The organism is Pseudomonas sp., from assembly GCF_033723075.1.
Classification (GTDB): Bacteria; Pseudomonadota; Gammaproteobacteria; order Pseudomonadales; family Pseudomonadaceae; genus Aquipseudomonas.
In genome coordinates this window covers 13,028-39,733 of sequence record NZ_JAWVXU010000023.1, presented here as the reverse complement: position 1 = coordinate 39,733, position 26,706 = coordinate 13,028, and the positions used below count along the sequence as shown (strand labels likewise).

Below are 26,706 nucleotides of genomic sequence, written 5' to 3'. Positions count from 1 at the left end.
CCGCCTACTGCGCTGCGCGCTCTTTGTCGATCAGGTAGTCGGCCACTTGCAGGGCCTGCTCCGGGCCACCTGAGCTGCCGATGTCGAAACGGTACTTGCCGTTGACGATCATCACCGGCACGCCGTTGATCTGGTAGGCCATGGCCAGTTTCTTGGCCTTTTCCATCTGGCTTTTCACGCCGAAGGAATTGTAGGTCTTGAGAAAGGCATCCTGGTCGACGCCCTGGGTGGCGAGGAATTCAGCCATTTCCTGTGCCGTCGCCAGCTTCTTGCCTTGCTTGTGAATGGCGTCGAATACGGCGGCATGTACTGCAGACTCCACCTTCATCGCTTGCAGGGTGATAAAGCCCTGGCCTTGCACATTCCACAGCCCGCCGAACAAGGCCGGGATGCGCACGAAGTTGACGTCGTCCGGCAACTGCTCGATCCACGGATTGATGGTCGACTCGAACTGATAGCAATGCCCGCAGCCATACCAGAACAACTCGACGACTTCGATCTTTCCGGGCTTGGATACCGGTACGGGGCTGGCGAGCTCGACATAGTTCTTGCCGGCTACGGGTTCGGCCTGAACAGCCAGGGCGAACAGGCTGCTGATAGCCAGGGCGGCGCCGAGGATCAGTTTACGCATGTGGTACTCCTTGCTTGGATGTTAAGCGTCGCCCAGCGACGAGTCGTTAGTGAGACTCTGTGCTGTGGACCAGGTTCCAGCCATTGTAGCGGGCTGACAAACGAAAAAGGGTGGCCGCAGCCACCCTTTTCTTTGCAGGTTCTTACATCATCCGCGGCAAGGCTCAGCGATTGTGAAAATATCGAGAGGATTTTTTCACAAGCGCTGGGTGAATCAGTGCAGGCCCTGGATGAAGCTGGAAACCGCTTCGATATCCTTGTTGCTCAGCTTGGCGGCGATGCTGCGCATGATCAGGCTGTCACCGTCGTTGGTGCGATTGCCTTCACGGAAATCGGTCAACTGCTTGGCCACATAGCCGGCATGCTGGCCACCGATTTGCGGGAAGCCGGCAGCGTCGAGGCCCGCACCATCGGGCGAATGGCAGCCGGTACAGGCCGGCATGCCTTCGTTCAGCTTGCCGCCACGGAACAGTGCTTCGCCACGGGCGACCAGTTTCGGGTCGGCGGCGCCCACGCTCATCTTCTGGCTGGCGTAATACGCGGAAATATCGGCCAGGTCCTGATCGCTGAGGTTATCCAGCAGGCCGGTCATTTCCACGACCGGACGGGCACCCGACTTGATGTCGTTCAGTTGCTTGAGCAGGTAGCGCTCGCCCTGACCGGCCAGTTTCGGGAAGTTCGGTGCAGCACTGTTGCCATCGGCGCCGTGGCAAGCGCCACACACGACAACCTTGCCTTGACCGGCGGCAGCATCACCAGCGGCCTGGGCCAGGCCGGTGATGCCCAGGGTCAACAGCAGACTCACGAGTATTTTGTTCATCAACTAATCCAACTACGGCTAAGAGAAAGAGTTATGGGCCGGATTTACTCGGTCATCCACTGTATGACGGCTTGGTAATCCTCGGCGGTGCAGTCCATGCACAAGCCACGCGGTGGCATGGCATTCAAACCATTGGTGACGCTTTGCACCAGCACGTCCATGCCTTTGGCCAGACGAGGTTCCCAGGCAGCCTTGTCGCCTTTTTGCGGCGCCATCGGCAGTTGCCCGTTATGGCATGCCGCACAGGTACGAGCGTAGACCGTCTCGGGATCCTGGGTAGCATGGCTATTGAACGACAACATCAACACACCAGCAGCAAGCAGCATTTTTTTCATCAGATGGCCTCATCAGGGAGGGGAACGTCCTGCTTCTAGGGCAGCGGTTCTCATTCGTTCCCACGAACACTTATCCTGCGAGTGGGACAAAGCGCACACAAAATCTGCGGCATTATATACTGGCGCCACCGAAACGGAAACGACGCCGCTTGCCGTGCCGCCTGGCGCCCGGCAGGATGTGCGCAAATGTCGCAAGGGCTGCGCACCTGCAAGTTCCCTTATGCCCGCCCTCACCGGATACCCTGATGCAAGCTAAGAACCCCATTATCGGCCTGTGCCAACAGGCCACCTTTCAGATCAGCGCCGCCAAGGTCGACCAATGTCCGGACGATCTGGGCTACGAAGTGGCCTTTGCCGGCCGCTCCAACGCCGGCAAATCCAGCGCGCTGAACACCCTGACCCACGCCAGCCTGGCGCGCACCTCGAAAACCCCGGGGCGTACCCAGCTGCTGAACTTCTTCCGCCTGGACGATGAGCGGCGCCTGGTCGACCTGCCCGGTTATGGCTACGCCAAGGTCCCGATCCCGTTGAAGCTGCACTGGCAAAAGCACCTGGAAGCCTATCTGGGCAGCCGTGAGTGCCTGCGCGGGCTGATGTTGATGATGGATATCCGCAAGCCGCTGACCGAGTTCGACATCTTGATGCTCGACTGGTCGACGGCCAGCGAGATGCCCATGCACATCCTCCTGACCAAGGCCGACAAACTGGCGTTCGGCGCGGCCAAGACCGCGCTGCTCAAGGTGCAGCAGGACATCCACAAACGCTGGGGCGACCGGGTCAGCATCCAGTTGTTTTCGGCGCCCAAGCGCCTGGGCATCGAAGAGGCCCAGGCGGTGCTGGCCGAGTGGCTGCAATTGGGTGAGTTCGCGCTGCCTGACGATGAGGAAGCCGAGGCCTGATTCGGGATGGTGGACAAAAAATTTCCAGGAGAAATTTTTAACCTCGCCCCGCGACGGCCCGCAAGGTGGTCGTCAGGCCATAAAAAAAACCCCGAGACTCATATGGGGAGAGAGAGTCTCGGGGTCTAAGGGTCTGAACCGCTAGGGCGGGGTTCAGATATCTGCCAACACTTAACACAACAAGGAGCATCGAAAGGCTTTCTGGGCCATTCGTAGGTTCTGACTAGTGGGGCAAACGCAAAGTTCAGCCGTTTCTTAGATTCTATTGGTCATAAAACATCTTGGGGTGATGTCTTGAGGTTTTAAAGGCCGCGACCGAACCCTTCCGCAGACGGGTTCACGCCGGCAAACCGCCGTATCAGTGCGCCTCGTCCCAGTTATCGCCCACGCCCACTTCCACCAGCAGCGGTACATCCAGTTCGGCCGCACCGCTCATCAACTGCTTGATTTGCTCGCGCACCTGCTCGAGCAGGTCTTCGCGTACCTCCAGCACCAGTTCATCGTGCACCTGCAGGATCACCTTGGCATCCAGCCCCGATTCGCTCAGCCAGTTGTCCACGGCGATCATCGCGCGCTTGATGATGTCCGCGGCGGTGCCCTGCATGGGCGCGTTGATCGCCGTGCGTTCGGCGCCTTTGCGCAGGCCCTGGTTACTCGAACGTATCTCCGGCAGGTACAGCCGGCGGCCGAACAGGGTCTCGACATAGCCCTGCTCGGCGGCCTGTTCGCGGGTGCGCTCCATATAGGCCAGTACGCCTGGATAGCGGGCAAAGTAAACGTCGATATAGGCCTGCGCCTGCTTGCGCTCGCAACCAATCTGCTTGGCCAGGCCGAAGGCGCTCATACCGTAGATCAGGCCGAAGTTGATCGCCTTGGCGCTGCGCCGCTGATCGCTGCTGACGTCGTCCAGTGACACGCCGAACACCTCGGCAGCAGTGGCCTTGTGCACGTCGCGACCATGGCGGAAGGCATCCAGCAGCCCTTCGTCATGGGCCAGGTGGGCCATGATGCGCAGCTCGATCTGCGAATAGTCCGCGGCCAGCAGTTTGTAGCCGGCGGGCGCGACGAAGGCCTGGCGAATGCGCCGGCCCTCGGCAGTGCGGATCGGAATGTTCTGCAGGTTCGGGTCACTGGAGGACAGCCGGCCGGTGGCCGCCACCGCCTGGTGGTAAGAGGTGTGGATGCGCCCGGTACGCGGGTTGATCTGCTCCGGCAGGCGGTCGGTGTAGGTGCTCTTGAGCTTGCTCAGGGTGCGGTACTGCATCAGTACCTTGGGCAGTTCGAAGTCCTGCTCGGCCAGTTCGGCGAGCACCGCTTCGGCGGTGGATGCCTGGCCCTTGGCGGTCTTGCTGATGATTGGCAGGCCGAGCTTCTCGTAGAGGATCACCCCGAGCTGCTTGGGCGATGACAGGTTGAACTCCTCGCCGGCGATGTCGAAGGCCTGGCGCTCCAGCGCCACCAGCTTGTCGCCCAGCTCGACGCTGTGCTGGCCGAGCAGCTTGGCATCGACCAGCGCGCCCTGGCGCTCGATCCGCGCCAGCACCGGCACCAGTGGCATCTCGATCTCGCGCAGGACCTTGGCCAGGCTCGGTTCGGCTTCCAGCTTGGCCCACAGGCACTGGTGCAGGCGCAGGGTCACATCGGCGTCTTCCGCCGCATAAGGCCCGGCCAGTTCCAGGGCGATCTGGTCGAAGGTCAGTTGCTTGGCGCCCTTGCCGGCGATGTCTTCGAAACGGATGGTGCTGTGGTCGAGGTATTTCAGCGCCAGGCTGTCCATGTCGTGGCGGGTCGCCGTGGAATCGAGCACGTAGGATTCGAGCATGGTGTCGAAGGCCACGCCCTGCACCGCGATCGGCGTCGAGGCATTGGCGAGGATATTGATGTCGTACTTGGCGTGCTGGCCGACCTTGGCCTTGTGCGGATCTTCGAGAATCGGCTTGAGCGCCGCCAGTACCTGGTCACGATCGAGCTGCGCCGGCACGCCCATATAGGAGTGGGCCAGCGGGATATAGGCGGCTTCGCCAGCCGTGACCGCAAACGACAAGCCCACCAGCTGCGCCTTCTGCGCATCGAGGCCGGTAGTTTCAGTATCGAAGGCGATCAGCTCGGCGCCTGCGAGCTTCTCCAGCCAGCTGTCGAACTGGGCCTGGTCGAGGATCGTCAGGTAGCCAGACGGGGCCGGGGCCGGAGCGACGCTGGCCGGCTCCGCTTGCGGCACGGCGCTGGCGGTCAGGCTGAACAGGTCGGCGGCAGGCGGGGCGACGCTGGCGACCTTGCTGGCCTTGGCAACCTGGCCCTGGTTCTGGCGCAACAGCTGATCGCGCCAGCTCTTGAATTCCAACTCTTCGTACAGTTCGATCAGCGCGGGCACATCGGCCTCGCCCGGATGCAGCGCGTCGATTTCCAGGTTCAGGGGCACGTCCAGCTTGATGGTCGCCAGCTCGTAGGACAGGTACGCCATGTCGCGGTGCTCGGTGAGCTTGGCCGCCAGGGTCTTGGCCCCACGGATCGGCAGCCCGGCCACCTGGTCGAGGTTGGCGTAGATCACGTCGAGGCCGCCGCCGATGCCGACCAGTAGGCCCAGCGCGGTTTTCTCGCCGACCCCCGGCACCCCGGGAATGTTGTCGACCTTGTCGCCCATCAGCGCCAGGTAGTCGATGATCAGCTCAGGACCGACACCGAATTTCGCTTTCACGCCATCGATGTCATAGACGCTACCGGTCATGGTGTTGACCAGGGTAACGTGCGGGCAGACCAGCTGGGCCATGTCCTTGTCGCCGGTGGAAATCACCACGTCGCGGCCTTCGCCGGCGCATTGGCGGGCCAGGGTACCGATCACGTCATCGGCTTCGACGTTGTCGACGCACAGCAGCGGAAAGCCCAGCGCCTTGACGCTGGCGTGCAACGGCTCGACCTGCACGCGCAGATCGTCGGGCATCGACGGCCGGTTGGCCTTGTACTCGGCGAACAGCGCATCGCGGAAGGTGCCGCCCTTGGCGTCGAACACCACCGCGAAGGGGCTGTCGGGATACTGCTTGCGCAGGCTCTTGAGCATGTTCAGCACGCCCTTCACCGCACCGGTGGGCAAGCCCCTGGAGGTGGTCAGCGGCGGCAGGGCATGGAAGGCGCGGTAGAGGTACGAGGAACCGTCGACCAGGACGAGAGGAGCTTGGCTCATGAGCAGGATCAACCTTTTCGGCGGGGGCGGCGTTAGAATAGCCGCACCATTGAAAACAAAGGGACAAGGTTATCATGCGCACACTCAATCGCCTGTTGCTGGCCAGCCTGCTGGCAGTCATTCCGCTTGCGGCATTTGCCGATGATGCGCCCTCGGCCGAGCCGGATGTGACCATCCGCCAGGAAGGCGACCGCACCGTTGAGGAATACCGGGTCAATGGCTTCCTCTATGCAATCAAAGTCACGCCCAAGACCGGCAAGCCCTACTTTCTGGTGCGCGCCGACGGCAGCGACGGCAACTTCGTCCGTTCGGATTCTCCGGACATGCTGATTCCGTCCTGGGAAATCTTCAAATGGTAAGTCGGCGGTTCTGATATGTCGGTATTCACCCCCCTAGAGCGGCACGAGCTGGAAGCCTTCCTCGCGCCTTATGGCCTGGGTCGCCTGCGCGACTTCCAGGGCATCACCGCGGGCAGCGAGAACAGCAACTTCTTCGTCAGCCTGGAGCAGGGCGAGTTCGTCCTGACCCTGATCGAGCGCGGCCCCAGCGCCGACCTGCCGTTCTTTATCGAACTGCTCGATGTTCTGCATGAGGCCGGCCTGCCGGTGCCCTATGCCCTGCGCACCGAGAGCGGCGAAGCGCTGCGCAGCCTGGCAGAGAAGCCGGCGCTGTTGCAGCCGCGCCTGCCGGGCAAGCACGTCAGCCTGGCCAACCCGCACCATTGCCAGGAGGTCGGCAGCCTGCTGGCGCACATTCACCTGGCCACCCGTGGGCATGTGCTGGAACGGCAGAGTGATCGCGGTCTGGACTGGATGCTCGAAGAGGGGCCGAGCCTGGCGCTGAAACTGCCGGAGGCGCAATTGCCGCTGCTGCGTGATGCCCTGGTGGAGATCCATGCGCTCAAGCCGCGCCTCCTTGCCTTGCCGCGGGCCAACCTGCACGCCGACCTGTTCCGCGACAACGTGCTGTTCGATGGCAACCATCTGGCCGGCGTGATCGATTTCTACAATGCCTGCTCCGGGCCGATGCTCTACGACCTGGCGATCGCCATGAATGACTGGTGCTCGGACGCCGATGGCAGTCTCGATCCGCACCGCGCCCAGGCCCTGCTCGGCGCCTATGCCAGCCTGCGTCCCTTCACCCCGGCCGAAGCCGAGTTGTGGCCGGCCATGCTGCGCATCGCCTGCGTGCGCTTCTGGCTGTCGCGGCTGATCGCCGTCGATTCCTTCGCCGGCCAGGAGGTGCTGATCCACGATCCGGGTGAGTTCCAGCACCGTCTGCTGCAGCGCCAGCAGGTCGAGGTGGCGCTGCCGTTCGCCCTGTAACGGCCGGTAGGGTGCGCCGTGCGCACCAGGGTGTCTCGTGCGGCGTCGAGGCGGCCAGCCCCAGGCCCTCTCCCGGCATACCTGGCGGCACACCCCGATTGGTGCGCATGGCGCACCCTACCCCTGACCACGCACCCTATGGCAGTTGCCTCAGCCGCACTTGGAATAACCGCAATTCAGGCAGGTGGCGCAGCCCTCCAGGTGCACCACCGCCTGGGTCTGGCACTTGCTGCACAGCTGCGCACCGGGCGGGAAACCCTCGCCCGGCTCCACCGTGCTGGCGTCCTGGCTGGCCTGATAGACCGCCCACTTCTCTGCCAGCAGCCGGCGCTGTCCTTCATCCAGCTCATGACCCGCGAGCAGGCCGATGGCGATCAGGTGACGCTCCAGCACCGCGCCGATCTCCGCCACCAGCGACGGCATGTAGACGCCGCCGCGCTTGAGGTAGCCGCCGCGCGGATCGAACACCGCCTTCAGCTCTTCGACCAGGAAGGTGCAGTCGCCGCCCTTGCGGAACACCGCCGACATGATCCGGGTCAGCGCCACTATCCACTGGAAGTGCTCCATGCCCTTGGAGTTGATGAAGATCTCGAACGGCCGACGCTGCTCGTGGGGCGTGCCGGCGTTGAGCAGGATGTCGTTGATGGTGACGTAGAGCGCATGCTCGAACAGCGGCGACTTGATCTTGTAGGTGACGCCGAACAGGCTCTCCGGGCGCTGCAGGGTCTCGTCCATCTGCACCGGCGCCGGCGTCTCGGCGGCGGCCGCGCGCTGCATCGCCTCGACCTCGTCGACTACCTGGTAGCCGACGATGGGTTTGTCGATCTTTACCACCATGACCTGCTCCCATGCGCGCGGCCGGCCGCCGATACGGCGCGGCAAACCCGCTCAATACTTGCCGTAATAGCCTTCCTTCAGGGCCTCGAACAGGTTGGCGGCGCTGTGCAGCTCGCCGTCGTACTCGACCTCCTCGTTGCCCGCCAGCTCCACCAGGCTGCCGTCCTCCAGTTCGAAACGATAGCGGGTGCGCGCCAGATCCGCCTCCTTGACCAGCACGCCCTGGAACGCCGCCGGGTTGAAGCGAAAGGTGGTGCAACCCTTGAGGCCCTGGCGCCAGGCGTAACGGTAGATGTCCTTGAACGCCGCGAAGGGATAATCCGCGGGCACATTGGCGGTCTTGGAGATCGACGAGTCGACCCATTTCTGCGCTGCCGCCTGCATGTCCACATGCTCGCTGGGGCTGATGTCCTCGCTGCTGACGAAGTAGTCCGGCAGGCGCTCGGCCGGGTCGTCGGCGCCGGGCCGCGCACGCGGGTTGACCCGCGCGCGGTAGGCCAGCAACTCGTAGCTGAGCACCTCGACCCGATCCTTGCTCTTGCGCCCGGCGCGGATCAGGTTGCGCGAATAGCGCTGGGCGAAGCTCGGCTCGATGCCATTGGAGGCGTTGTTGGCCAGGCTCAGGCTGATGGTGCCGGCCGGGGCGATGGAGCTGTGGTGGGTGAAGCGCGCGCCACGCTCGGCCAGCGCCGCCACCAGTTGCGGCGCATGCTCGGCGAGGTGCTGCATGTAGCGCGAATAGTTGGCGTGCAGCACCCGGCCCGGCAGACGGTCGCCGACCTGATGGCCGTCGGCGACCATCTCCGGGCGCTGGCGCAGCATCGCCGCGGTCACCTCGAACTCTTCGGCCAGCAGCGGCGCCGGGCCTTTTTCCTCGGCCAGCTCCAGGCCCATCTGCCAGCCGGTCAGGGCCATTTCGCGCGCCACCTCCTCGGTGAACGCGCAGGCCTGCGGGCTGCCATAGCGCAGCTTGAGCAGCGTCAGTGCCGAACCCAGGCCGAGAAACCCCATGCCATGCCGGCGCTTGGCGAGAATCTCGGCACGCTGCGCCGCCAGCGGCAGGCCGTTGATCTCCACCACGTTGTCCAGCAGGCGGGTGAAGATGCGCACCACGCGGCGGAACCTGTCCCAATCGAAGCGCGCGTCGGCGGCGAACGGCGCCTCGACGAAGGCGGTCAGGTTGAGCGAACCGAGCAGGCAGGCGCCATAGGGCGGCAGCGGCTGTTCGCCGCACGGATTGCTCGCGCGGATGTCCTCGCACCACCAGTTGTTGTTCTGCTGGTTGACCCGGTCGATCAGGATGAAGCCCGGCTCGCCGTAGTCGTAGGTGGCCGCCATCAGCGCGTCCCACAGCTCGCGGGCGCGCAGCGTAGCGTAGACCTTGCAGGCCACCAGGCCGTCTTCGCGCACGCAATAGCCGTCGTGCAGCGGCCAGTCGCGCCAGCGCACCTGGGTCGGGTCATCGAGATCCAGCGCTGCACGCTCCTTGGCATGCAGCGGGAACAGCAGCGGCCAGTCGGCGTCGGCCTCCACCGCCTGCATGAAGTCGTCGCCGACCAGCAGGCTCAGGTTGAACTGGCGCAGGCGCCCATCCTCGCGCTTGGCGGCGATGAACGCGCGCACATCCGGGTGGGCGATATCGAAGGTGGCCATCTGCGCGCCACGGCGGCCGCCGGCCGAGCTGATGGTGAAACACATCTTGTCGAAGATATCCATGAACGACAGCGGTCCGCTGGTCTGCGCCCCGGCGCCGGACACCAGGGCGCCACGCGGACGCAGGGTGGAGAACTCGTAGCCGATGCCGCAGCCGGCCTTGAGCGTCAGCCCGGCCTCGACCAGCTTGCCGAGGATGTCCTCCATGGAATCGGCGATGGTTCCCGAGACCGTGCAGTTGATGGTCGAGGTCGCCGGCTTGTAAGCCTCGGCACCGGCATTGGCGACGATCCGTCCGGCGGGAATCGCGCCATTGCGCAGCGCCCAGAGAAACTCCGCATACCAATGCTCGCGCACCGGCGGCGCCTCCACCTCGGCCAGGGCCCGGGCGATACGCTGCCAGGTGCCATCGACATCGGCATCCAGTGGCTGGCCGTCACGGTCATGCAGGCAATACTTCTGCGCCCAGATATCCAGCGCCGCCGCCTGCAGGGCAATCCCCGCGGCCGCCGTCGAACTGCCCGCCGCACGCTTGGCCATCTACTGTCCTCCTGCCGCCGAGGTGATAAGAGCGAATCCTGCCTTTCACCTTAGCAGGCACGTCAAGCGGCGCGCCGGCCGGTTGTCGTGGTGGCCAGTCGGCGTTGCTATAGATAAAGGGGAAGGGCTGCAGGCAGCGAAGAGCGGTCATTGGGCCAGTCGTCGCGCAATCGTGCCCGGACGGATAACCGGATGTGACGATCTCCTCCCTCCCGATGGGCAGCGTTGGCCTCCTATCGCCAGGGGCGGAGGCCATGGCGGCCTCTTTCCCGGTCTGCAACCCTTGCCCGCCAGGAGGAAAGACGCCCGCTTGAGCTACTGGAAATCATTCCCCGCATGAGCGACCTCGAGCGCATGCAGCAGCGGATGCATGAACAGTGGGCATCCGCCTGAGCAGCGCCCCCGGGTTCAACCAAAAAGCAGTAGGTGTGGCTGGGCTCGGTCGTCCCGAACCTTGGCAGGTGTCACGTTGCTCTGTGATTAATTGACCTGCAGCAGTGTTTTTATCGATAGGGCGAAAACTTGTTCTGCGCTGGCTATTTTTGTTTGAGCATGTCTACCGAAGCCTCACCGCCGAGACCGAAATGAAGAACATCAAGATAACCCTGTGGGCGTTGCTGATAGGGCTAACCCTGCTATGGGCACTGGCAGATACCTTCCTGCCGCAGCCGCTGAGCTATTTCTCGCTGCGCGCGGTGCTGGTGCAATACACCGGCATCATCGCGATGGCGGCCATGAGCGTGGCAATGATGCTGGCTGTGCGTCCGCGCCGGCCCGAACAGCTGCTTGGCGGACTGGACAAGATGTACCGGCTGCACAAGTGGTTGGGCATCAGTGCGCTGGTGTTTGGCAGCCTGCACTGGGTCTGGGCCAAGGGGACCAAGTGGGCGGTCGGCTGGGGCTGGCTGAGCAAGCCGGCCAGGGGGCGCGGTGCGGGCCTGGGACTTGACTCCATTGAGCAGTTGCTGCGCAGCCAGCGCGGGTTGGCCGAGACGCTCGGCGAGTGGGCGTTCTACGCCGCCGGGGTGCTGATCATCCTGGCGCTGGTCAAGCGCTTCCCCTACCGCTGGTTCGCCAAGACCCACACCATCCTGGCCGCGCTCTACCTGGTGCTGGTGTTCCACACTGTAGTGCTGGTCAAGTTCGCCTACTGGTCCCAGCCGGTCGGCATAGTCACCGCCCTGCTGCTGGTCGGCGGCAGCCTGGCGGCGTTCCAGGCGCTGTTCAAGCGCATCGGAGCCCGGCGCAAGGTTCAAGGTGAAATCCAAAGCCTGACCCAGTACCCGGAGCTGCACGTGCTGGAAACCCACATCGCACTGCAAGCGGGCTGGCCCGGGCACAAGGCCGGCCAGTTTGCCTTCGTCACCTCGTCTGAGTCGGAAGGCGCGCACCCCTATACCATCGCCTCGGCCTGGAACCCGCAGCAAGCGCAAATCACCTTTATCACCAAAGCCCTGGGCGACCACACCAGCCGACTGCCGCAGACCCTGCACGCGGGCGATCGGGTGACGGTAGAAGGGCCGTACGGCTGTTTCACCTTCGAAGACCAGAAGCAGCGGCAGATCTGGATCGGTGCCGGCATCGGCATCACGCCCTGTGTGGCGCGGCTGAAGCAACTGGCGCTGACGCCTGATCATCACTACAGCATCGATCTGTTCCATCCCTCCGCCGAGTATTCGCCCCAGGCCATTGATAAATTGCGCGCCGATGCCACCGCCGCCGGGGTCCGGCTGCACCTGTTGCTCGCCGACCAAAACGGCCGCCTCAATGGCGAACGCCTGCGCAAGGAAGTTACGGACTGGCGCGATGCCAGCGTCTGGTTCTGCGGGCCTACGGGCTTTGGCCAGGCCCTGCGCGATGACCTGGTGGCCCACGGTCTGAAGCCGGCAGACTTCCATCAGGAATTGTTCCAGATGCGTTAAGCCCCATTCCAGGGGGCATACAGCTGAGTGGGGGGCTGGCGATTGCAGGAAAGTCTGCCCAGTGATGGTTCTCAGCTGTCGGCTGGAAGCGGACTGTCTGACCTTGAAATAAATGCGTCCCCTTTTTCCGCGCTCCTGCCTGATTGCGTCCGGCTCAGGCGCGGAAGCGGCCGACCAGTTCCGCCAGGGTCTTCGACAGCCGGGAGAGCTGCTGGCTGGCCTGCATGCTCTGCACGGAGTTCGCCGCGGCATCGTTGGACAGGTCGCGAATGTCGGTGATGTTGCGCGCTATTTCCTCGGTGACGCTGCTCTGCTCCTCGCAGGCGGTGGCGATCTGGGCGGCCATGTCGTTGATGCGCAGCACCGAAGCGCTGGTGTCACTGAGCACCTGATCGACCCCGGCGGCGCGCTCGACGCTGTCGCGGGCCTTGCTGCTGCCGGCGTGCATGGCGTGCACGGCCTTGGCGACGCCGGCCTGCAGGCGCTCGATGCGCACCTGGATATCCTTGGTCGAGTCCTGGGTGCGCCCCGCCAGCGCCCTCACCTCGTCGGCCACCACGGCGAAACCGCGACCCTGTTCACCGGCCCGTGCGGCCTCGATGGCGGCGTTCAGTGCCAGCAGGTTGGTCTGGTCGGCGATGCCGCGGATCACCTCGAGCACGGCGCCGATGCTGGAGGTTTCCTGGGCCAGGGCGGCAATGGTTTCCGATGCGCTTTCCACTTCCTGGGCCAGCTGGCGGATCGACTCGATGGTGCTGCCGACCACCTGGGCGCCATCGCGGGACTGGCTGGTGGCTTGCTGCGCGGCGTCCGATGCGTTCAGTGCGTTGTGTGCCACCTCATGCACGGCGGCACTCATTTCGGTTGCGGCGGTGCTGACCTGGTCGAGCGCCGCATGTTCGCTGCTGATCAGCTGGTCATTGGTCGCGGCCATGTTGGCCATGGCGCGTGCAGCCGCATCGACTTCTCCGGTAACCCGGCCGACCTCGGCAATCAGCGGTTGCAGCTTGTCGAGAAAACGGTTGAAGGCATTGCCGAGCTGGCCCAGTTCGTCAGCCGAACGCACTTCCAGCCGTGCCTGCAGATCGCCGTCGCCTTCGGCAATCTGCTCGACACGATTGAGCAGCCGGCGCATGGGCTGGAGCACCACCAGCGGCAGGCCAAGGACCAGCAGCGCGCAGCCAAGCAGGCCGATCAACAAAATGCTGCCTTGTTGCAGGCCCACGGCAGCGCCATCGTCGATCGCCACCTGGCCTTCGCGAAGCGATGCCTGGTCTTCCAGTTCGCCAAGCTTGTCGATGGCATCACGCATGGTCTCGAACTGGCGTTCGCTGTCGCCAAAGCTCAGGGCGCTGGCCGCCTGCGGATCGCTCTCGGCCTGCTCGATGACCCGCTGCGAGACCTGCTTCCACTGCTCAAGGCCGCGATTGAATTGCTCGACCAGAGCCTGGGCTTCGGCACCCGGCTGCATCGCGACATAGCGCTGCACGCGATCATGGGCCTGCTGCAGGTTTTCCGCGTGACTGGCCCGCAGCGCTTGGGTGTGGCTGCCCGCATCGCTGCCGAGCAGGCTGCGCTCGGCAACAAAGGCCTGGTAGAGATCACGATCGGCATTGAGCAGCAGGCTGATGGCCGGCAGGTAGCGCTTAGTCAGCTGAGTGCTGGACGCCGTCACCTGGTCGATGCCACGCATACCCGACCAGCCCATCAGCACCAGCAACAACGCCAGGAAGCCGATCGGCAGGGTGATTTTCCAGCGAAAGCCGAGATCGGCAAAGAAGCGCAACATGGCGTTACTCCTTGAGGGATTGTCCTTGCTATCGGCAGATATGCCCTCAGCGAAAGACCATTAGTCGATATTTTCCCAAGAAGCGATGAGAAAAGGGGGCGCCCTTTGAATGGCATCGCCTGGCGGTCTGCGAGGGATCGAATGCAGCCATGGGCGCCAAACCGGCGCAACCGTATTGGTTGCGTCCCGGGGCAGGGGGCTCTTTCCGCATATGGGGTAACCGCCTGCCACTCGTACCCAGCGACTCCGCGGCGCTCAGGGCGCCCTGAAGTTGCAGGTCAGGTAGCGATTGCTGAAGCCGTAGCGCAGCATCGAACCCAGGCGCAGCAGCAGGTATGCGGGGTGCTTGCGGTAGTACTGCAGCACGGCGTTGCCCACCCCTTCGGAGCGGTGCTGCTTGATCGGGCGTTTGACGAACAGGCCCTTGAACTGCCACCACTGGATCTGCTCGAAAGACTGAGCCGGGTGCAAAGCATGGCTGCGGAACAGGGCGAGGAACGAGGCTTTGCTGAAGTCATGCAGGTGGTGCGGGTTGCCGTCCAGGGTCGGGGTGATGGGTACCGAGGCGATCACCTGGCCCTGCTCGGCCAACAGCGCGGCATAGTTGGCAACCAGTAGCCGCGGGCTTGGCAGGTGCTCGATGGTTTCCAGGCTGACGATGCTGTCGAAGCGCGGCTCGGCACTGAAGCTCTGGGCATCGGCGCAGCGGTAGCTGAGGTTGGGCAGGCGGTAGTGCTCCTCGGCATAGGCGATGGCGGCCGGGTCGATGTCCACCCCCAGCACCGTCTTGTCCGGGTGCAGTTCGGCCAGCAAGGCGGTGCCGTAGCCGCAGCCACAGGCCATGTCGAGGATGCGCTCACCGCTCAGGCAGGCCGCGGCGAAGCGATAGCGCTGCATATGGATGCGCAGGGTGTTCTGGTCGTCGGCATTGTTCGGGTCGAGTTGCTTGGGGTAGATGCGTTCGATGGTCAGCATGCGGGCCTTCCCTGGTGAACCAGCGGCAGCGCTGATAACGCCGGACTATAGGCCAGTACAGGGATTGGATATACCGCTCGACCGATAAGACGGTTGCGACCTGCTGGTGGATCGATGTGGCGTGATCCATCCGGCCAAGGGTTACGGGCTTGCACGGTTATGGGCTGGGGCCGCTCGCGCAGCTGAGCAGCGACCGCCTTGATGGATTGTCAGCCATCCCTGGATCCCGCCGGCAACGCCGAGCACGGCCCGAGCCAGCCGTCGCCAGCCGATAGCCTTTGATCGCGCGGTCTTACAGGGCGCTCAGGCACTCGACCAGGCCATTGGCCAGGTTGTCCAGCAGGGCCTCGTAGCCGTTGCCATCCACTGACAGCGCGGCGCCCATGGTGTCCAGCTCGGCCAGGGTCACCGGCAGGCCGGCCGTCAGGGTCTCGGCCAGGCGTGGGCGCAGTGGCGGTTCGTTGAATACACAGGCCGGGCCTGCCTGTTGCAGACGGGTGCGCATGGCGGCGACATGGCGGGCACCGGGCTGCACTTCGCTGGCCACGCTGAACACCCCGGCATGCTCGAGGCCGTAGGCGGCTTCGAAGTAGTCGTAGGCCTCGTGGAAGACGAAGTAGGGCTTGCCGGCCAGGCTGCTCAGACGGGTTTTCAGGCGCTGGTCGAGGGCCTCCAGGCGTTCGCCGAAGGCTTTGGCATTGGCCTGATAGCGCGCGGCGTTGGCCGGGTCGACGCCGCTCAGGTCGGCGGCCATGCGCGTGGCGATCACCCGGGCATTGGCCGGCAACAGCCAGAGGTGCGCATCCAGGGCGCCGGGACGGTGAGCGTGATCATGCTCGTCGGCGACCGCCTGCTCATGCTCGTCGTGCTCCGCATGGGCTGGGTCGTGGTCATCGTCCTCGGCATGACTGTCGCCGAAGTGGCGCAGGTGCATGCCGGGCAGATCCTGCACGGCGACACTGGGCTGGCTGCGAGCGGCTAGCACCCGCGGCAGGAAACTTTCCAGGTCGGGGCCGATCCAGTACAGCAGCGCCACCTCGCGCACCCGCCGCACATCGGAGGGGCGCAGGGCGTAGTGGTGCGGCGAGGCGCCGGGCGGCAGCAGCACTTCGGGGCTGCCGACACCGTCCTGCACGGCCGCGGCGATCAGCTGCAACGGCTTGATGCTGGTCAGCACGCGCACCTCGGCGAGGGCGGCAGGGCTGGTGAGAAAAACGGCGCAGAGCAGACTGACAGCAGAAAAAAGACGCAACACGGAGGGCACCCGGACTGGAAGGAACGGGTAATATAATAACGTCTCCAGTCTCTGCCGTCCCTGCCCATGACTCAGCCACCGCTCGCCTCACGTCCCCACGACCATTCCCACTGCGTCAGCCATGCCCTGGCCGAGGCCGAAAGCATCTGCGCACGGCAGGGTCTGCGCCTGACCGCCCTGCGCAAACGCGTGCTGGAGCTGGTCTGGCAGAGCCACAAGCCGCTCGGCGCCTACGACATCCTTGCCGAGTTGAGCGAGCAGGACGGCCGCCGCGCCGCGCCGCCGACCGTATATCGGGCACTGGATTTTCTCCTGGAAAACGGCCTGGTGCACCGCATCGCCTCGCTCAATGCCTTCGTCGGCTGCAGTCACCCGACGCATACCCATCAGGGCCAGTTCCTGATCTGCCGCAATTGTCATGCAGCCATCGAACTGGAGCACCCGGCGATCAGCGAAGCGATCGTCAGTGGCGCGCAGAGCGTCGGTTTCGTGGTCGAAGGCCAGACCGTGGAAGTGGTCGGCCTCTGCGCGGGCTGCCAGGAGGCTGCATGAGCGATGCCCTGATTCGCCTCGACGGGATTGGCGTCAGCTTCCGCGGCCAGAGCGTGCTGCAGGATGTGCAACTGAGCGTCAAACCCGGCGAGATCGTCACCCTGATCGGCCCCAACGGTGCCGGCAAGACCACCCTGGTGCGTGCCGTGCTCGGCCTGCTCAAGCCCGATAGCGGCAGCGTCTGGCGCAAGCCGAAACTGCGCATCGGCTATATGCCGCAGAAACTGCATGTCGATGCCACCCTGCCACTCAGTGTGCTGCGCTTTCTGCGCCTGGTGCCCGGCGTCGATCGCGCCAGCGCCCAGGCGGCGCTGGCCGAAGTCGGCGCCAGCCAGGTGATCGACAGCCCCTTGCAGAGCATTTCCGGCGGCGAGCTGCAGCGCGTGCTGCTGGCCCGCGCCCTGCTGCGCGAGCCGCAGCTGCTGGTGCTCGACGAGCCGGTGCAGGGCGTCGACGTCAGCGGCCAGGCCGAGCTGTACCGGCTGATCACCCAGTTGCGCGACCGCCATGGTTGCGGCGTGCTGATGGTGTCCCACGACCTGCACCTGGTGATGAGCACCACCGACCAGGTGGTCTGCCTCAATCGGCACGTCTGCTGTTCCGGCCACCCCGAGCAGGTCAGCTTTGATCCGGCCTTCGTCGAACTGTTCGGCCAGGACGCCAAGAGCCTGGCGATCTATCACCACCACCACGACCACGAGCACGACCTGCATGGCGCCGTGGTCGACCAACCGAGCGCCGGTCTGAGCATCAAGGGCCCGCTGCAACCCCATGTACACGGAGATGGCTGCAAGCATGGCTGATTTTCTGCTCAACGCCCTGCTCGCCGGCCTGGCCCTGGCGATAGTCGCCGGCCCGCTCGGCTCCTTCGTGGTCTGGCGGCGCATGGCCTATTTCGGCGACACCCTGTCCCATGCTGCGCTGCTCGGCGTCGCCCTCGGCCTGATGCTCGACGTCAGCCCGACCCTGGCGGTGACGGTCGGCTGCGTGCTGCTGGCGGTGCTGCTGGTGACCCTGCAGACCCGCCAGCCGCTGGCCTCGGACACCCTGCTCGGCATTCTCGCCCACAGCACCCTGTCCCTGGGACTCGTTGTCCTGAGCTTTATGAAGGACGTGCGCATCGACCTGATGGGCTACCTGTTCGGCGACCTGCTGGCCGTCGGCCCCAGCGACCTGGCCTGGATTCTCGGCGGCAGCGCCCTGGTGCTGGTGCTGCTGGCGCTGCTCTGGCGACCCTTGCTGGCGATCACCGTGCATGAGGAGCTGGCCCGGGTCGAAGGCCTGCCGGTGGCGGCGATCCGCCTGAGCCTGATGCTGCTGATCGCCGTGGTGATCGCCGTGGCGATGAAGATCGTCGGTGTGCTGCTGATCACCTCCCTGCTGATTATTCCCGCCGCCGCCGCCCAGCGTCATGCGCGCACGCCGGAGCAGATGGCCTTTGGCGCCAGCCTGTTGGGCATAGTCGCGGTGTGCGGCGGCCTCAGCCTGTCGTGGTTCCAGGACACCCCGGCCGGCCCCTCGATCGTGGTGTCGGCGGCCAGCCTGTTCCTGCTCAGCTTCGCCTGGCCGCGGCGCACGGCCTGAGGCGCGTGCGAGTCGCGACGGCATAGGCGCAGCACGCATCCTGTAGGGGCGGCGGGGACGCCTAGTTCCATGGCCGCGATGATTCCCCGGATTGCATCCGGACTACGGGAGCGTCATCCACTCTGTCGCAGCAAGGTTTGGTCGCGCTCGGCCCGGCGGTGTAGAATTGCCCGTTTTTTGCCCAACATGAGACTCGCAGAAATGATCTCGTTCGCCTCACGTTGTCTTTCCATCCTCGCCCTTTCGCTGCTGCTGGCCGCCTGCCAGAGCGCGTCGCAAGGACCGGGCGCGGCCACCGACGAGTTGCTCGGTGACTTTCGCCTGCTCGAACAGAGCCTGACCAGCGGCCAGTTGAGCGAAGCCGAAAGCCGGCTCAAGTCCCTGCGGTTGCGCGCCAGCGGCGACGCCCGCCTGGAGGTCTATCAGCGCCAGCTGGCCGAGGCCTATCTGCGCCAGGGACAAACTGCCCTGCAGACCGGTGATCTGGATCGTGCGGCCAAGGCCCTCAGCAAGGCGCGCCAGTTGATGCCGCAGGCGCCCGCACTGACCACCGGATTGGGTGGCGCGATTGCCAAGGTTCGGCAAACCGAGCTGGATGCGGCGGACCTTGCCAGCAACGCCGCCGAACAGGCTGCCGCCCAGGCCCAGGCCGCACGTCGGGAGCAGGCTCGGCAGCTGCACCTGGCCGCCGAGCGCCAAGCCGCCGCCATCAAGGCGACCGACCATGCGCCGACGCTGCCGTACGCCCAACTGATCGACCCTGCCGCACCCCGCAGCATGATTGCCCTGCCGATGCTGGACAGCCGGGACAACCAGGGCCTCTACCGTCTGCTCGATGCGGTCGCCGCGGATGTGGTCGAGTTCCGCTGCGCAGTGGCTATCCAGGTCCGCCAGGCCGGCGACTATCTGTGGCTTGCCCCGCTGCTCAAGGCCCGCATCGAACGTCTCGACCCGGACTTCAGCCCGACCATGAGCCAACTGCTCGAGCCCGACCAGACTCCGCAACTGCTGCTCAGTCCGCAGCACTAGCCCCGGCAGGGTTCTGTCGCCACGACGTGCGCCGGCGCTTGGCCCTGTGCATTTCATGCGATCTGGCTATAACCATAGGCCTACAAAGATTTTTACGGCCTAAAGAGTGCCGGGTAGACTAAGCGCCTTCATGCCTACCCGGCAGCTCGACAAACCCAAAAGGTTTAACGCGTGATCAACTTTCACCAGGTCCGCAAGGCGTATCGCGTCAACGGCCAAGATATCCCCGCCTTGCAGCCGAGCGACCTGCAGATCGCCCGTGGCGAAGTGTTCGGCATCATCGGCCATTCCGGTGCCGGCAAGAGCACCCTGCTACGCTTGATCAACCGTCTGGAAGAGCCTTCCGGCGGGCGCATCCAGATCGACGGCGAAGACGTCACCGCGCTGGATGCCAATGGCCTGCGGCGCTTCCGCCAGCGGGTCGGGATGATCTTCCAGCACTTCAATCTGCTCTCGTCGAAGACCGTCGCCGCCAACGTCGCCCTGCCGCTGAAGCTGGCCGGGGTGCTGTCGCGCAGCGCCATGGAGGTACGGGTGGCCGAACTGCTGGCGCGGGTCGGCCTCAGCGAGCACGCCAACAAATACCCGGCGCAACTGTCCGGCGGACAGAAGCAGCGGGTCGGCATCGCCCGCGCCCTGGCCACCGAGCCGAAGATCCTGCTGTGTGACGAGGCCACCAGCGCCCTCGACCCGCAGACCACCGCCTCGGTGTTGCAACTGCTGGCGCAGATCAACCGCGAGCTGAACCTGACCATCGTCCTGATCACTCACGAAATGGACGTGATCCGCCGGGTCTGCGACCGCGTGGCGGTGATGGACGCCGGCGTGATCGTCGAGATGGGCTCGGTGGCCGATGTCTTTCTGCATCCGCAGCACGCCACCACCAAACGCTTCGTCCAGGAAGCCGAACAGGTCGACGAAGACGAACTGCACGACGACTTCGCCCATGTGACCGGACGCATCCTGCGCCTGACGTTCCAGGGCCAGGCCACCTATGCGCCGCTGCTCGGCCGCGTGGCGCGCGAGACCGGGGTGGATTACAGCATCCTTGCCGGACGCATCGACCATATCAAGGACACCCCCTACGGCCAGTTGACCCTGGCCCTGACCGGCGGCGACCTGGATGCCGCGCTGGCGCGCTTCGCGGCCGCCGACGTGCACATGGAGGTACTGCGCTGATGGAGGCTCTCCTGACCCGCCTGTTACCCAATGTCGATTGGGCGGAAATCGGCTACGCCAGCCTCGACACCCTGAGCATGCTCGGCGGCTCGCTGCTGTTCACCGTGATCCTCGGCCTGCCCCTGGGCGTGCTGCTGTTCCTCACCGGCCCGCGGCAGATGTTCGAACAGAAGGCGCTGTACGGCGTGCTGTCGCTGCTGGTGAATATCCTGCGCTCGGTGCCCTTCGTCATCCTGCTGATCGTAATGATTCCCTTCACGGTGCTGGTCACCGGCACCTCGCTGGGCGTGGCCGGGGCCATCCCGCCGCTGGTGGTGGGCGCCACGCCGTTCTTCGCCCGTCTGGTAGAAACCGCGTTGCGTGAAGTGGATCGCGGCATCATCGAGGCGACCCAGGCCATGGGCGCGAGCACCCGGCAGATCGTGGTCAACGCCCTGCTGCCCGAGGCACTGCCGGGCATCTTTGCCGCCGTGACGGTGACCGCCATCACCCTGGTGTCCTACACCGCCATGTCCGGCCTGATCGGCGGCGGCGGCCTGGGCGACCTGGCGGTGCGCTACGGCTACCAGCGCTACCAGCCCGACGTGATGCTGGTCACCGTGGTGCTGCTGCTGGTGCTGGTGCAGATTCTGCAAACAGCCGGCGACAAGCTGGTGGTGCACTTCTCCAGAAAATAAGCAGCACCCGCAAATAAGTGCGCTGTATTGAATCGCGGCTATCCGCCGAGCCCCTATCTATCCCACAAGGAGCTTCATGATGAAAAAATTGCTGACCGCCATCGCTGTCGTCGCCGCGTTTTCCAGCGCTGCCCAGGCCGAAACCCTGAACGTCGCGGCCACCGCCGTGCCGCACGCGGAAATCCTCGAGTTCGTCAAACCGGCCCTGGCCAAAGACGGCGTCGAGCTGAACGTCAAGGTCTTCACCGACTACGTGCAGCCCAACGTGCAGGTCGCCGAGAAGCGCCTGGACGCCAACTTCTTCCAGCACCAGCCGTACCTCGACGAGTTCAACAAGAGCCGCGGCACCGAGCTGACCAGCGTCGCCGGCGTGCACGTCGAGCCCTTCGGTGCCTACTCGAGCACGATCAAGGACCTCAAGGACCTACCGCAGGGCGCCAACGTGGTCATCCCCAACGACGCCACCAACGGCGGCCGCGCCCTGTTGCTGCTGCAGAAGGCCGGGATCATCACCCTGAAGGACGCCAGCAACATCCTCGCCACGCCGAAAGACATCGCCGAGAACCCGAAAGCCATCAAGGTGCGGGAACTGGAAGCCGCGACCCTGCCGCGCGTGCTGACCCAGGTCGACCTGGCGCTGATCAACACCAACTACGCCCTGGAAGCCAAGCTCAACCCGACCCAGGATGCGCTGATCATCGAAGGCAGCGACTCGCCCTACGTCAACATCCTGGTCGCCCGTCCGGACAACCAGGACAGCGTCGCCATGCAGAAACTGGCCAAGGCGCTGAACAGCCCCGAAGTCAAAGCCTTCATCCTGGAGAAATACCAGGGTGCGGTGGTGCCGGCGTTCTAAGCCGTCGCTTCTTCGCTAGTCATATGAGCCCGCTCCCGCAGCGGGCTTTTTCTTGCCGGCAAGTTCGTTCTGGTGTGCACGCCTAGGTCGTGCGCACCAGCTGTGTAGGGTGGATGACGCCTTTTTCATCCACCATCGCGATTTGGTGGATGGATAAAGCGTCATCCACCCTACGAGATCGCAGGCCCAGATAAACATAGGATCTACTTCGCCGTTTCGCGCAGGCACTCCAGCAGACAGTCCAGCGCCGGCTGGCGCTGCGCACGGCGCAGCACCGCGATCAGTTCGCGGTGGAAGGTCAGTGCGCCCAGTTCGAGCACCCGCAGCTGGGTCGGCCGCTGCAGCCACAAGCCGGCGCGCGGGATCAGCGATACGCCGAGGCCGCACTCGACCATGCGCACGATGGCCTCCAGTTCGTCCAGTTCCAGTGCCTCGTGCACGCTCAGGCGCTGTTCGCGAAGGAACTGGCTGACCCGGCGGCCACCGAAGGAGCGCCGGTCGTAACGCACGAACGGCTGCTCGGCGAGGATCTGCAGCGGATCGTCGCCGGTAACGCTCACGGGCGTGATCAGGACGAAGGGCTCGCGTGCCAGGCTGATTTGCAGCAGTTCCTTGGGCAACTCGAACGGCGGCTGGATCAGCAGCGCCAGATCCAGTTCGCCGGCATCCACCTGGCTGAGCAGATTGAGCGACACGCCGGGCACCAGCTTCAGTTCGACCCGCGGCGCCAGCGCCCGAAAGCGCGGCAGGGCGTCGGGCAGCAAGCCGGTCTGCACACTGGCGATGGCGCCGACTTTCAGCTCGCCCTGCCACTCGGCCGCCGACGTTGGCAGGGCCATCTGCGCATACAGGGCGAGCATCTGCTCGGCCAATGGCAGGGCATGCCGACCGGCGGCGTTGAGCAACGCGGCGCGGCCGCTGCGATCGAACAGGCGCACACCCAGGCCCCGTTCCAGTACCCGCATCTGCGCGCTGACCGCCGACTGGGTCAGGCCAACCTGCTGGCCGGCGGCGGCGAAGGTGCCATGCCGGGCGACCATCACGAAGGTTCTCAACTCGCGCAACATCGCCGCCTCGACTGATCAATTTTGTTTGTGCTTGCGAACAAGGATATTCGCTTTCAATCAGTATTGCTGTTGCTGAGAATCAACGGACAGTCACCACAAGGAAGCACAGCATGGCACTCGCCCCCTTTCACCTGGCCATTCCCGTCCACGACCTGGCTGCGGCCCGGCACTTCTACGGTGAGGTATTCGGCTGCGCCGAAGGCCGCAGCAGCGCGCATTGGGTGGACTTCGACTTCTTCGGCCATCAGTTGGTGATCCACCAGGCGCCGCAGATGGACTATCAAAAAACCGCACACAGCAACCCGGTGGACGGCCACGAGGTGCCGGTGCCGCATTTCGGTGTGGTGCTGGGCTGGGATGATTGGCAGCAACTGGCCGAGCGCCTGCAAGCCAGGCACACCCGCTTCGTCATCGAACCCTATGTACGCTTCGCGGGCCAGGTCGGCGAACAGGCCACCCTGTTCCTCCTCGACCCCTGCGGCAATGCCCTGGAGTTCAAGGCATTCAAGGATATCGGCCAGTTGTTCGCCAAATAGCCCTGCGCTGGATGGTCAGCGGCGTGACCGGCCAGCCGGGAGTTCGTCGTCGGCCTGGCGGCGGTGCTCGTCCTGTGCGCCTTGCTCACGGCGCGGGAAGGGGCTATCTACCAGGGACGATGTGCAACGCGGGCTGCGGCAAGCAGCTCGGTGGCTGGGCAATTCGAGGCGATGATGATCAAGCGATTGCGCGCGCGCGGCCGTCTGTTCCTGCTCTTCGTTGTGCTGCTACTCGTCGCCTGCGAAGGCGAAACGCCGCCGGCCGCAGGCTTCGCCGGGCTGGGCGGCGCGGCGCAGGGCTTTGCCCGGGTCGAGCCGGGGCGGGTGCTGGGGTTCCCGGCCGACCACGGCGCGCACCCGGATTACCGCATCGAGTGGTGGTACCTCACCGCCAATCTGCAGGACGCCCAGGGCCGTCCCTGGGGGGTGCAATGGACGCTGTTTCGCAACGCCCTGCAGCCCGGCTCGCACGAGGCGGACTGGCGCAACCAGAACCTGTGGATGGGCCATGCCGCGCTGACCGGCCCGGACGGCCATCGCCACGCCGAGACCTTCGCCCGTGGCGGCATCGGCCAGGCCGGGGTGGTGGCCGAACCCTTGCAGGCCTGGATCGACGACTGGCAACTGCGCAGCCGCAGCCCGGCCAATGACGGCCTGGGCGAGCTGGAGCTGCATGCCCGTGGCGAAGGCTTCAGCTACCGCCTGCGCCTGACCAGCGAACGGCCGCCGGTGCTGCAGGGCGTGCAGGGTTTCAGCCAGAAGTCCGGCCAGGGTCAGGCCTCCTATTACTACAGTCAGCCGTTCTTCCAGGCCGAAGGCAGCCTGCTGGTGGACGGCAAGCGTCATGCGGTCACGGGGCAGGCCTGGCTCGACCGCGAATGGAGCAGCCAGCCGCTGGCGCCCGATCAGCAGGGCTGGGACTGGTTCTCCCTGCACCTGCAGAGCGGCGAGAAACTGATGCTGTTTCAGGTCCGCCAGGCCGACGGCGCGCATTACCGCGCCGGCACCTGGATCCATGCGGACGGCCGGACCGAGCCGCTGCGCCAGGCGGATATCCAGATGCAGCCGGTGCGCTTCAGCCGGGTCGCCGGCCGGCGCCTGCCGACCGCCTGGAGCCTGCGCATCGCCGCCAAGGAGTTCGCCATCGACACCACGCCGTTGCAGGAGCAGGCCTGGATGGCCACCCGCTTTCCCTACTGGGAGGGGCCAATCCGTTTCAGCGGTAGCCACCCGGGCGTGGGCTACCTGGAAATGACCGGCTATTGAGAGGCTGTGAACAAACTCCCGCCTACTGCGACCGCCTCTGCGAACGCCTCCAAACGCCTGGAGACGGTCCCGCTACGGGGCTCGATATGTTCACAACCTCTGAGCCGTCTTCAGCGGCGCTGCGGGGTGTGGCGCACCGGTGCGCCGCCCGCCACGTAGTAGGGCGCGGTGCTGCGCGGCAGCGGGGTGCGCCCACGGATCTTGTCGGCGATCTTCTCGGCCATCATGATGGTCGGCGCGTTGAGGTTGCCGGTGGTGATCAGCGGCATGATCGAGGCGTCGACCACGCGCAGCCCTTCGATGCCGTGCACCCGGCCCTGGCCGTCGACCACCGCCATCTCGTCCTCGCCCATCTTGCAGGAGCAGGACGGGTGGAAGGCGGTTTCCGCATGATCGCGGACGAAGGCGTCCAGTTCGGCGTCGCTCTGCACTTCGGCGCCGGGGCTGAGTTCGCGGCCGCGAAACGGATCGAGCGCCGACTGGCTCATGATCTCGCGGGTGATGCGGATGCCGTCGCGGAACTCCTGCCAGTCCTGCGGGCTGCTCATGTAGTTGAACAGGATGCTCGGGTGCTGGCGCGGGTCCTTCGACCTGGCCTGGACACGGCCGCGGCTCGGCGAGCGCATGGAACCGACGTGGGCCTGGAAACCGTGTTCCCTGACCGCGTTGCTGCCGTTGTAGTTGATCGCCACCGGCAGGAAGTGATACTGGATGTTCGGCCACTCGAACTCGGCGCTGGTGCGGATGAAACCACCGGCCTCGAACTGGTTGCTGGCGCCGGTGCCCTTGCCGAGCAGCAGCCACTTGGCGCCGATCGGCGGCTGGTTCCACCATTGCAGCGCCGGGTACAGCGACACCGGCTCCTTGCAGGCGTATTGCAGGTACATCTCCAGGTGATCCTGGAGGTTCTCGCCGACCCCGGGCAGCTCGTGCACCAGGGGGATGTCGAGGTCGCGCAGCAGGGCGGCCGGACCGACCCCGGAACGCTGGAGGATCTGCGGCGAGGCAATGGCGCCGCTGCACAGTAGCACTTCGCGGCGGGCATTGACGGTGGTCGGGGTGTTGCTGTCGCCGTGCAGGTAGTCGACGCCGATGGCGCGCTTGCCGCTGAACAGGATGCGCTCGGTCAGGGCGTGGGTGACGATAGTCAGGTTCGGCCGACCCTTGGCCTGGTCCAGATAGCCGCGCGCGGTGCTGGCGCGCCGGCCCTGCGGGGTCACGGTGCGGTCCATCGGGCCGAAGCCTTCCTGCTGGAAGCCATTGAGGTCATCGGTGCGCGGGTAGCCGGCCTGCACCCCGGCTTCGATCATGGCGTGGAACAGCGGATTGTTGCCGGCCTTCGGCGTGCACACGCTGACCGGGCCGTCGCCACCGTGGTAGGCGTTGGCGCCGCTGTCGCGGGTTTCTGCTTTCCTGAAATACGGCAGGCAGTCCAGATAGCTCCAGTCCTCCAGGCCCTTCTCTTTGGCCCAGCCGTCATAGTCGAGGGCGTTGCCGCGGATGTAGCACATGCCGTTGATCAGGGACGAGCCACCCAGGCCCTTGCCGCGTCCGCACTCCATGCGCCGGTTGTTCATGTGCGGCTCCGGCTCGGTCTCGTAGGCCCAGTTGTAGCGCCGGCCCTGCAGCGGGAAGGCCAGCGCGGCGGGCATCTGGGTGCGGAAATCCAGGCGATAGTCCGGACCGCCGGCTTCCAGCAGCAGCACACTGACCTCGGTATCCTCGGTCAGGCGGGTGGCCAGCACGTTACCGGCCGAGCCGGCGCCAATGATGATGTAGTCGAATTCTTGGGACATGTGCAT

Annotated in this window: 24 protein-coding genes and 1 pseudogene; 13 read left to right on the top strand and 12 right to left on the bottom strand. The window is 65.1% G+C overall.

Annotation, left to right across the window (positions count from 1 at the left end; all coding sequences use genetic code 11):
* Positions 1-4: 4 nt before the first annotated feature.
* The 3 genes from R3355_RS21115 to R3355_RS21105 form a co-directional block, all read right to left on the bottom strand.
* On the bottom strand, positions 5-631 hold the full coding sequence (locus R3355_RS21115) for a thiol:disulfide interchange protein DsbA/DsbL (protein ID WP_318963020.1): 627 nt from the start codon (positions 629-631) through the stop codon (positions 5-7).
* Positions 632-844: 213 nt separating this feature from the next.
* Positions 845-1,450 (bottom strand): c-type cytochrome, encoded by a 606-nt coding sequence (locus R3355_RS21110; RefSeq protein ID WP_318963019.1) that lies wholly within the window; start codon positions 1,448-1,450, stop codon positions 845-847.
* Positions 1,451-1,494: 44 nt separating this feature from the next.
* Complete coding sequence (locus R3355_RS21105) at positions 1,495-1,785, bottom strand: c-type cytochrome (protein ID WP_318963018.1); 291 nt, start codon at positions 1,783-1,785, stop codon at positions 1,495-1,497.
* Between the two features lie 245 nt (positions 1,786-2,030).
* Here R3355_RS21105 and yihA point away from each other — a divergent pair, with 245 nt between their 5' ends.
* Positions 2,031-2,684: a ribosome biogenesis GTP-binding protein YihA/YsxC gene (yihA, locus tag R3355_RS21100; RefSeq protein WP_318963017.1), complete on the top strand. Its 654-nt coding sequence runs from the start codon at positions 2,031-2,033 to the stop codon at positions 2,682-2,684.
* Between the two features lie 358 nt (positions 2,685-3,042).
* On the opposite strand, the gene polA is transcribed toward yihA, so the two are convergent.
* Positions 3,043-5,862 carry a DNA polymerase I gene (gene polA, locus R3355_RS21095; RefSeq protein WP_318963016.1) on the bottom strand — a complete coding sequence of 940 codons (2,820 nt, stop codon included), beginning with the start codon at positions 5,860-5,862 and terminating at the stop codon, positions 3,043-3,045.
* A gap of 74 nt (positions 5,863-5,936) precedes the next feature.
* Here polA and R3355_RS21090 point away from each other — a divergent pair, with 74 nt between their 5' ends.
* Together R3355_RS21090 and R3355_RS21085 are read left to right on the top strand one after the other, a co-directional pair.
* Complete coding sequence (locus R3355_RS21090; RefSeq protein ID WP_318947522.1) at positions 5,937-6,221, top strand: DUF2782 domain-containing protein; 285 nt, start codon at positions 5,937-5,939, stop codon at positions 6,219-6,221.
* 15 nt (positions 6,222-6,236) lie between these two features.
* A complete protein-coding gene (locus tag R3355_RS21085) occupies positions 6,237-7,187 on the top strand; it encodes a homoserine kinase (RefSeq protein WP_318947521.1) in 951 nt (316 codons plus the stop codon).
* Between the two features lie 150 nt (positions 7,188-7,337).
* On the opposite strand, the gene R3355_RS21080 is transcribed toward R3355_RS21085, so the two are convergent.
* Entirely contained in the window at positions 7,338-8,024 is a 687-nt protein-coding gene (locus R3355_RS21080; RefSeq protein WP_318963014.1) for an NrdJb, read from the bottom strand.
* A 51-nt stretch (positions 8,025-8,075) separates the two neighbouring features.
* Positions 8,076-10,217 carry an adenosylcobalamin-dependent ribonucleoside-diphosphate reductase gene (locus R3355_RS21075; protein ID WP_318963013.1) on the bottom strand — a complete coding sequence of 714 codons (2,142 nt, stop codon included), beginning with the start codon at positions 10,215-10,217 and terminating at the stop codon, positions 8,076-8,078.
* A gap of 584 nt (positions 10,218-10,801) precedes the next feature.
* Between R3355_RS21075 and R3355_RS21070 the strand changes: the two genes are divergently transcribed.
* Positions 10,802-12,139 carry a ferric reductase-like transmembrane domain-containing protein gene (locus tag R3355_RS21070; protein ID WP_318963011.1) on the top strand — a complete coding sequence of 446 codons (1,338 nt, stop codon included), beginning with the start codon at positions 10,802-10,804 and terminating at the stop codon, positions 12,137-12,139.
* Between the two features lie 154 nt (positions 12,140-12,293).
* On the opposite strand, the gene R3355_RS24460 is transcribed toward R3355_RS21070, so the two are convergent.
* The 4 genes and pseudogenes from R3355_RS24460 to znuA form a co-directional block, all read right to left on the bottom strand.
* The gene (locus R3355_RS24460; protein WP_413243554.1) at positions 12,294-13,073 is read right to left on the bottom strand and encodes a methyl-accepting chemotaxis protein; all 780 of its coding nucleotides are present in this window, start codon (positions 13,071-13,073) and stop codon (positions 12,294-12,296) included.
* Positions 13,074-13,151: 78 nt separating this feature from the next.
* Positions 13,152-13,928 (bottom strand): annotated as a pseudogene (locus tag R3355_RS24455) (MCP four helix bundle domain-containing protein); the annotation flags it as partial.
* A gap of 255 nt (positions 13,929-14,183) precedes the next feature.
* A complete protein-coding gene (locus tag R3355_RS21060; RefSeq protein WP_318963008.1) occupies positions 14,184-14,903 on the bottom strand; it encodes a class I SAM-dependent methyltransferase in 720 nt (239 codons plus the stop codon).
* Positions 14,904-15,195: 292 nt separating this feature from the next.
* Positions 15,196-16,158: a zinc ABC transporter substrate-binding protein ZnuA gene (gene znuA, locus R3355_RS21055; protein WP_318963006.1), complete on the bottom strand. Its 963-nt coding sequence runs from the start codon at positions 16,156-16,158 to the stop codon at positions 15,196-15,198.
* A gap of 66 nt (positions 16,159-16,224) precedes the next feature.
* Here znuA and zur point away from each other — a divergent pair, with 66 nt between their 5' ends.
* The 7 genes from zur (at position 16,225) to R3355_RS21020 (ending at position 22,035) form a co-directional block, all read left to right on the top strand.
* Positions 16,225-16,710: a zinc uptake transcriptional repressor Zur gene (gene zur / locus R3355_RS21050; RefSeq protein ID WP_318963005.1), complete on the top strand. Its 486-nt coding sequence runs from the start codon at positions 16,225-16,227 to the stop codon at positions 16,708-16,710.
* On the top strand, positions 16,707-17,513 hold the full coding sequence (znuC, locus tag R3355_RS21045; RefSeq protein WP_318963004.1) for a zinc ABC transporter ATP-binding protein ZnuC: 807 nt from the start codon (positions 16,707-16,709) through the stop codon (positions 17,511-17,513). The genes zur and znuC overlap by 4 nt, the downstream gene beginning before the upstream one ends.
* The gene (gene znuB, locus R3355_RS21040) at positions 17,506-18,294 is read left to right on the top strand and encodes a zinc ABC transporter permease subunit ZnuB (protein ID WP_318963003.1); all 789 of its coding nucleotides are present in this window, start codon (positions 17,506-17,508) and stop codon (positions 18,292-18,294) included. The genes znuC and znuB overlap by 8 nt, the downstream gene beginning before the upstream one ends.
* 201 nt (positions 18,295-18,495) lie before the next feature.
* Positions 18,496-19,323, top strand: coding sequence for a hypothetical protein (locus R3355_RS21035; RefSeq protein ID WP_318963002.1), 828 nt, complete (start codon positions 18,496-18,498; stop codon positions 19,321-19,323).
* A 171-nt stretch (positions 19,324-19,494) separates the two neighbouring features.
* A complete protein-coding gene (locus R3355_RS21030; RefSeq protein WP_318963000.1) occupies positions 19,495-20,502 on the top strand; it encodes a methionine ABC transporter ATP-binding protein in 1,008 nt (335 codons plus the stop codon).
* Positions 20,502-21,179, top strand: coding sequence for a methionine ABC transporter permease (locus R3355_RS21025; RefSeq protein ID WP_318951341.1), 678 nt, complete (start codon positions 20,502-20,504; stop codon positions 21,177-21,179). The genes R3355_RS21030 and R3355_RS21025 overlap by 1 nt, the downstream gene beginning before the upstream one ends.
* A gap of 79 nt (positions 21,180-21,258) precedes the next feature.
* Positions 21,259-22,035: a MetQ/NlpA family ABC transporter substrate-binding protein gene (locus tag R3355_RS21020; RefSeq protein ID WP_318962999.1), complete on the top strand. Its 777-nt coding sequence runs from the start codon at positions 21,259-21,261 to the stop codon at positions 22,033-22,035.
* A 203-nt stretch (positions 22,036-22,238) separates the two neighbouring features.
* On the opposite strand, the gene R3355_RS21015 is transcribed toward R3355_RS21020, so the two are convergent.
* A complete protein-coding gene (locus tag R3355_RS21015; protein WP_318962998.1) occupies positions 22,239-23,102 on the bottom strand; it encodes a LysR substrate-binding domain-containing protein in 864 nt (287 codons plus the stop codon).
* Positions 23,103-23,212: 110 nt separating this feature from the next.
* On the opposite strand from R3355_RS21015, the gene R3355_RS21010 reads away from it, so the two are divergent.
* Together R3355_RS21010 and R3355_RS21005 are read left to right on the top strand one after the other, a co-directional pair.
* A complete protein-coding gene (locus R3355_RS21010) occupies positions 23,213-23,638 on the top strand; it encodes a VOC family protein (protein WP_318949557.1) in 426 nt (141 codons plus the stop codon).
* A gap of 174 nt (positions 23,639-23,812) precedes the next feature.
* Entirely contained in the window at positions 23,813-24,904 is a 1,092-nt protein-coding gene (locus R3355_RS21005) for a lipocalin-like domain-containing protein (protein WP_318962997.1), read from the top strand.
* 110 nt (positions 24,905-25,014) lie between these two features.
* On the opposite strand, the gene betA is transcribed toward R3355_RS21005, so the two are convergent.
* Positions 25,015-26,700, bottom strand: coding sequence for a choline dehydrogenase (gene betA / locus R3355_RS21000; protein ID WP_318962996.1), 1,686 nt, complete (start codon positions 26,698-26,700; stop codon positions 25,015-25,017).
* Between the last annotated feature and the right edge of the window lie 6 nt (positions 26,701-26,706).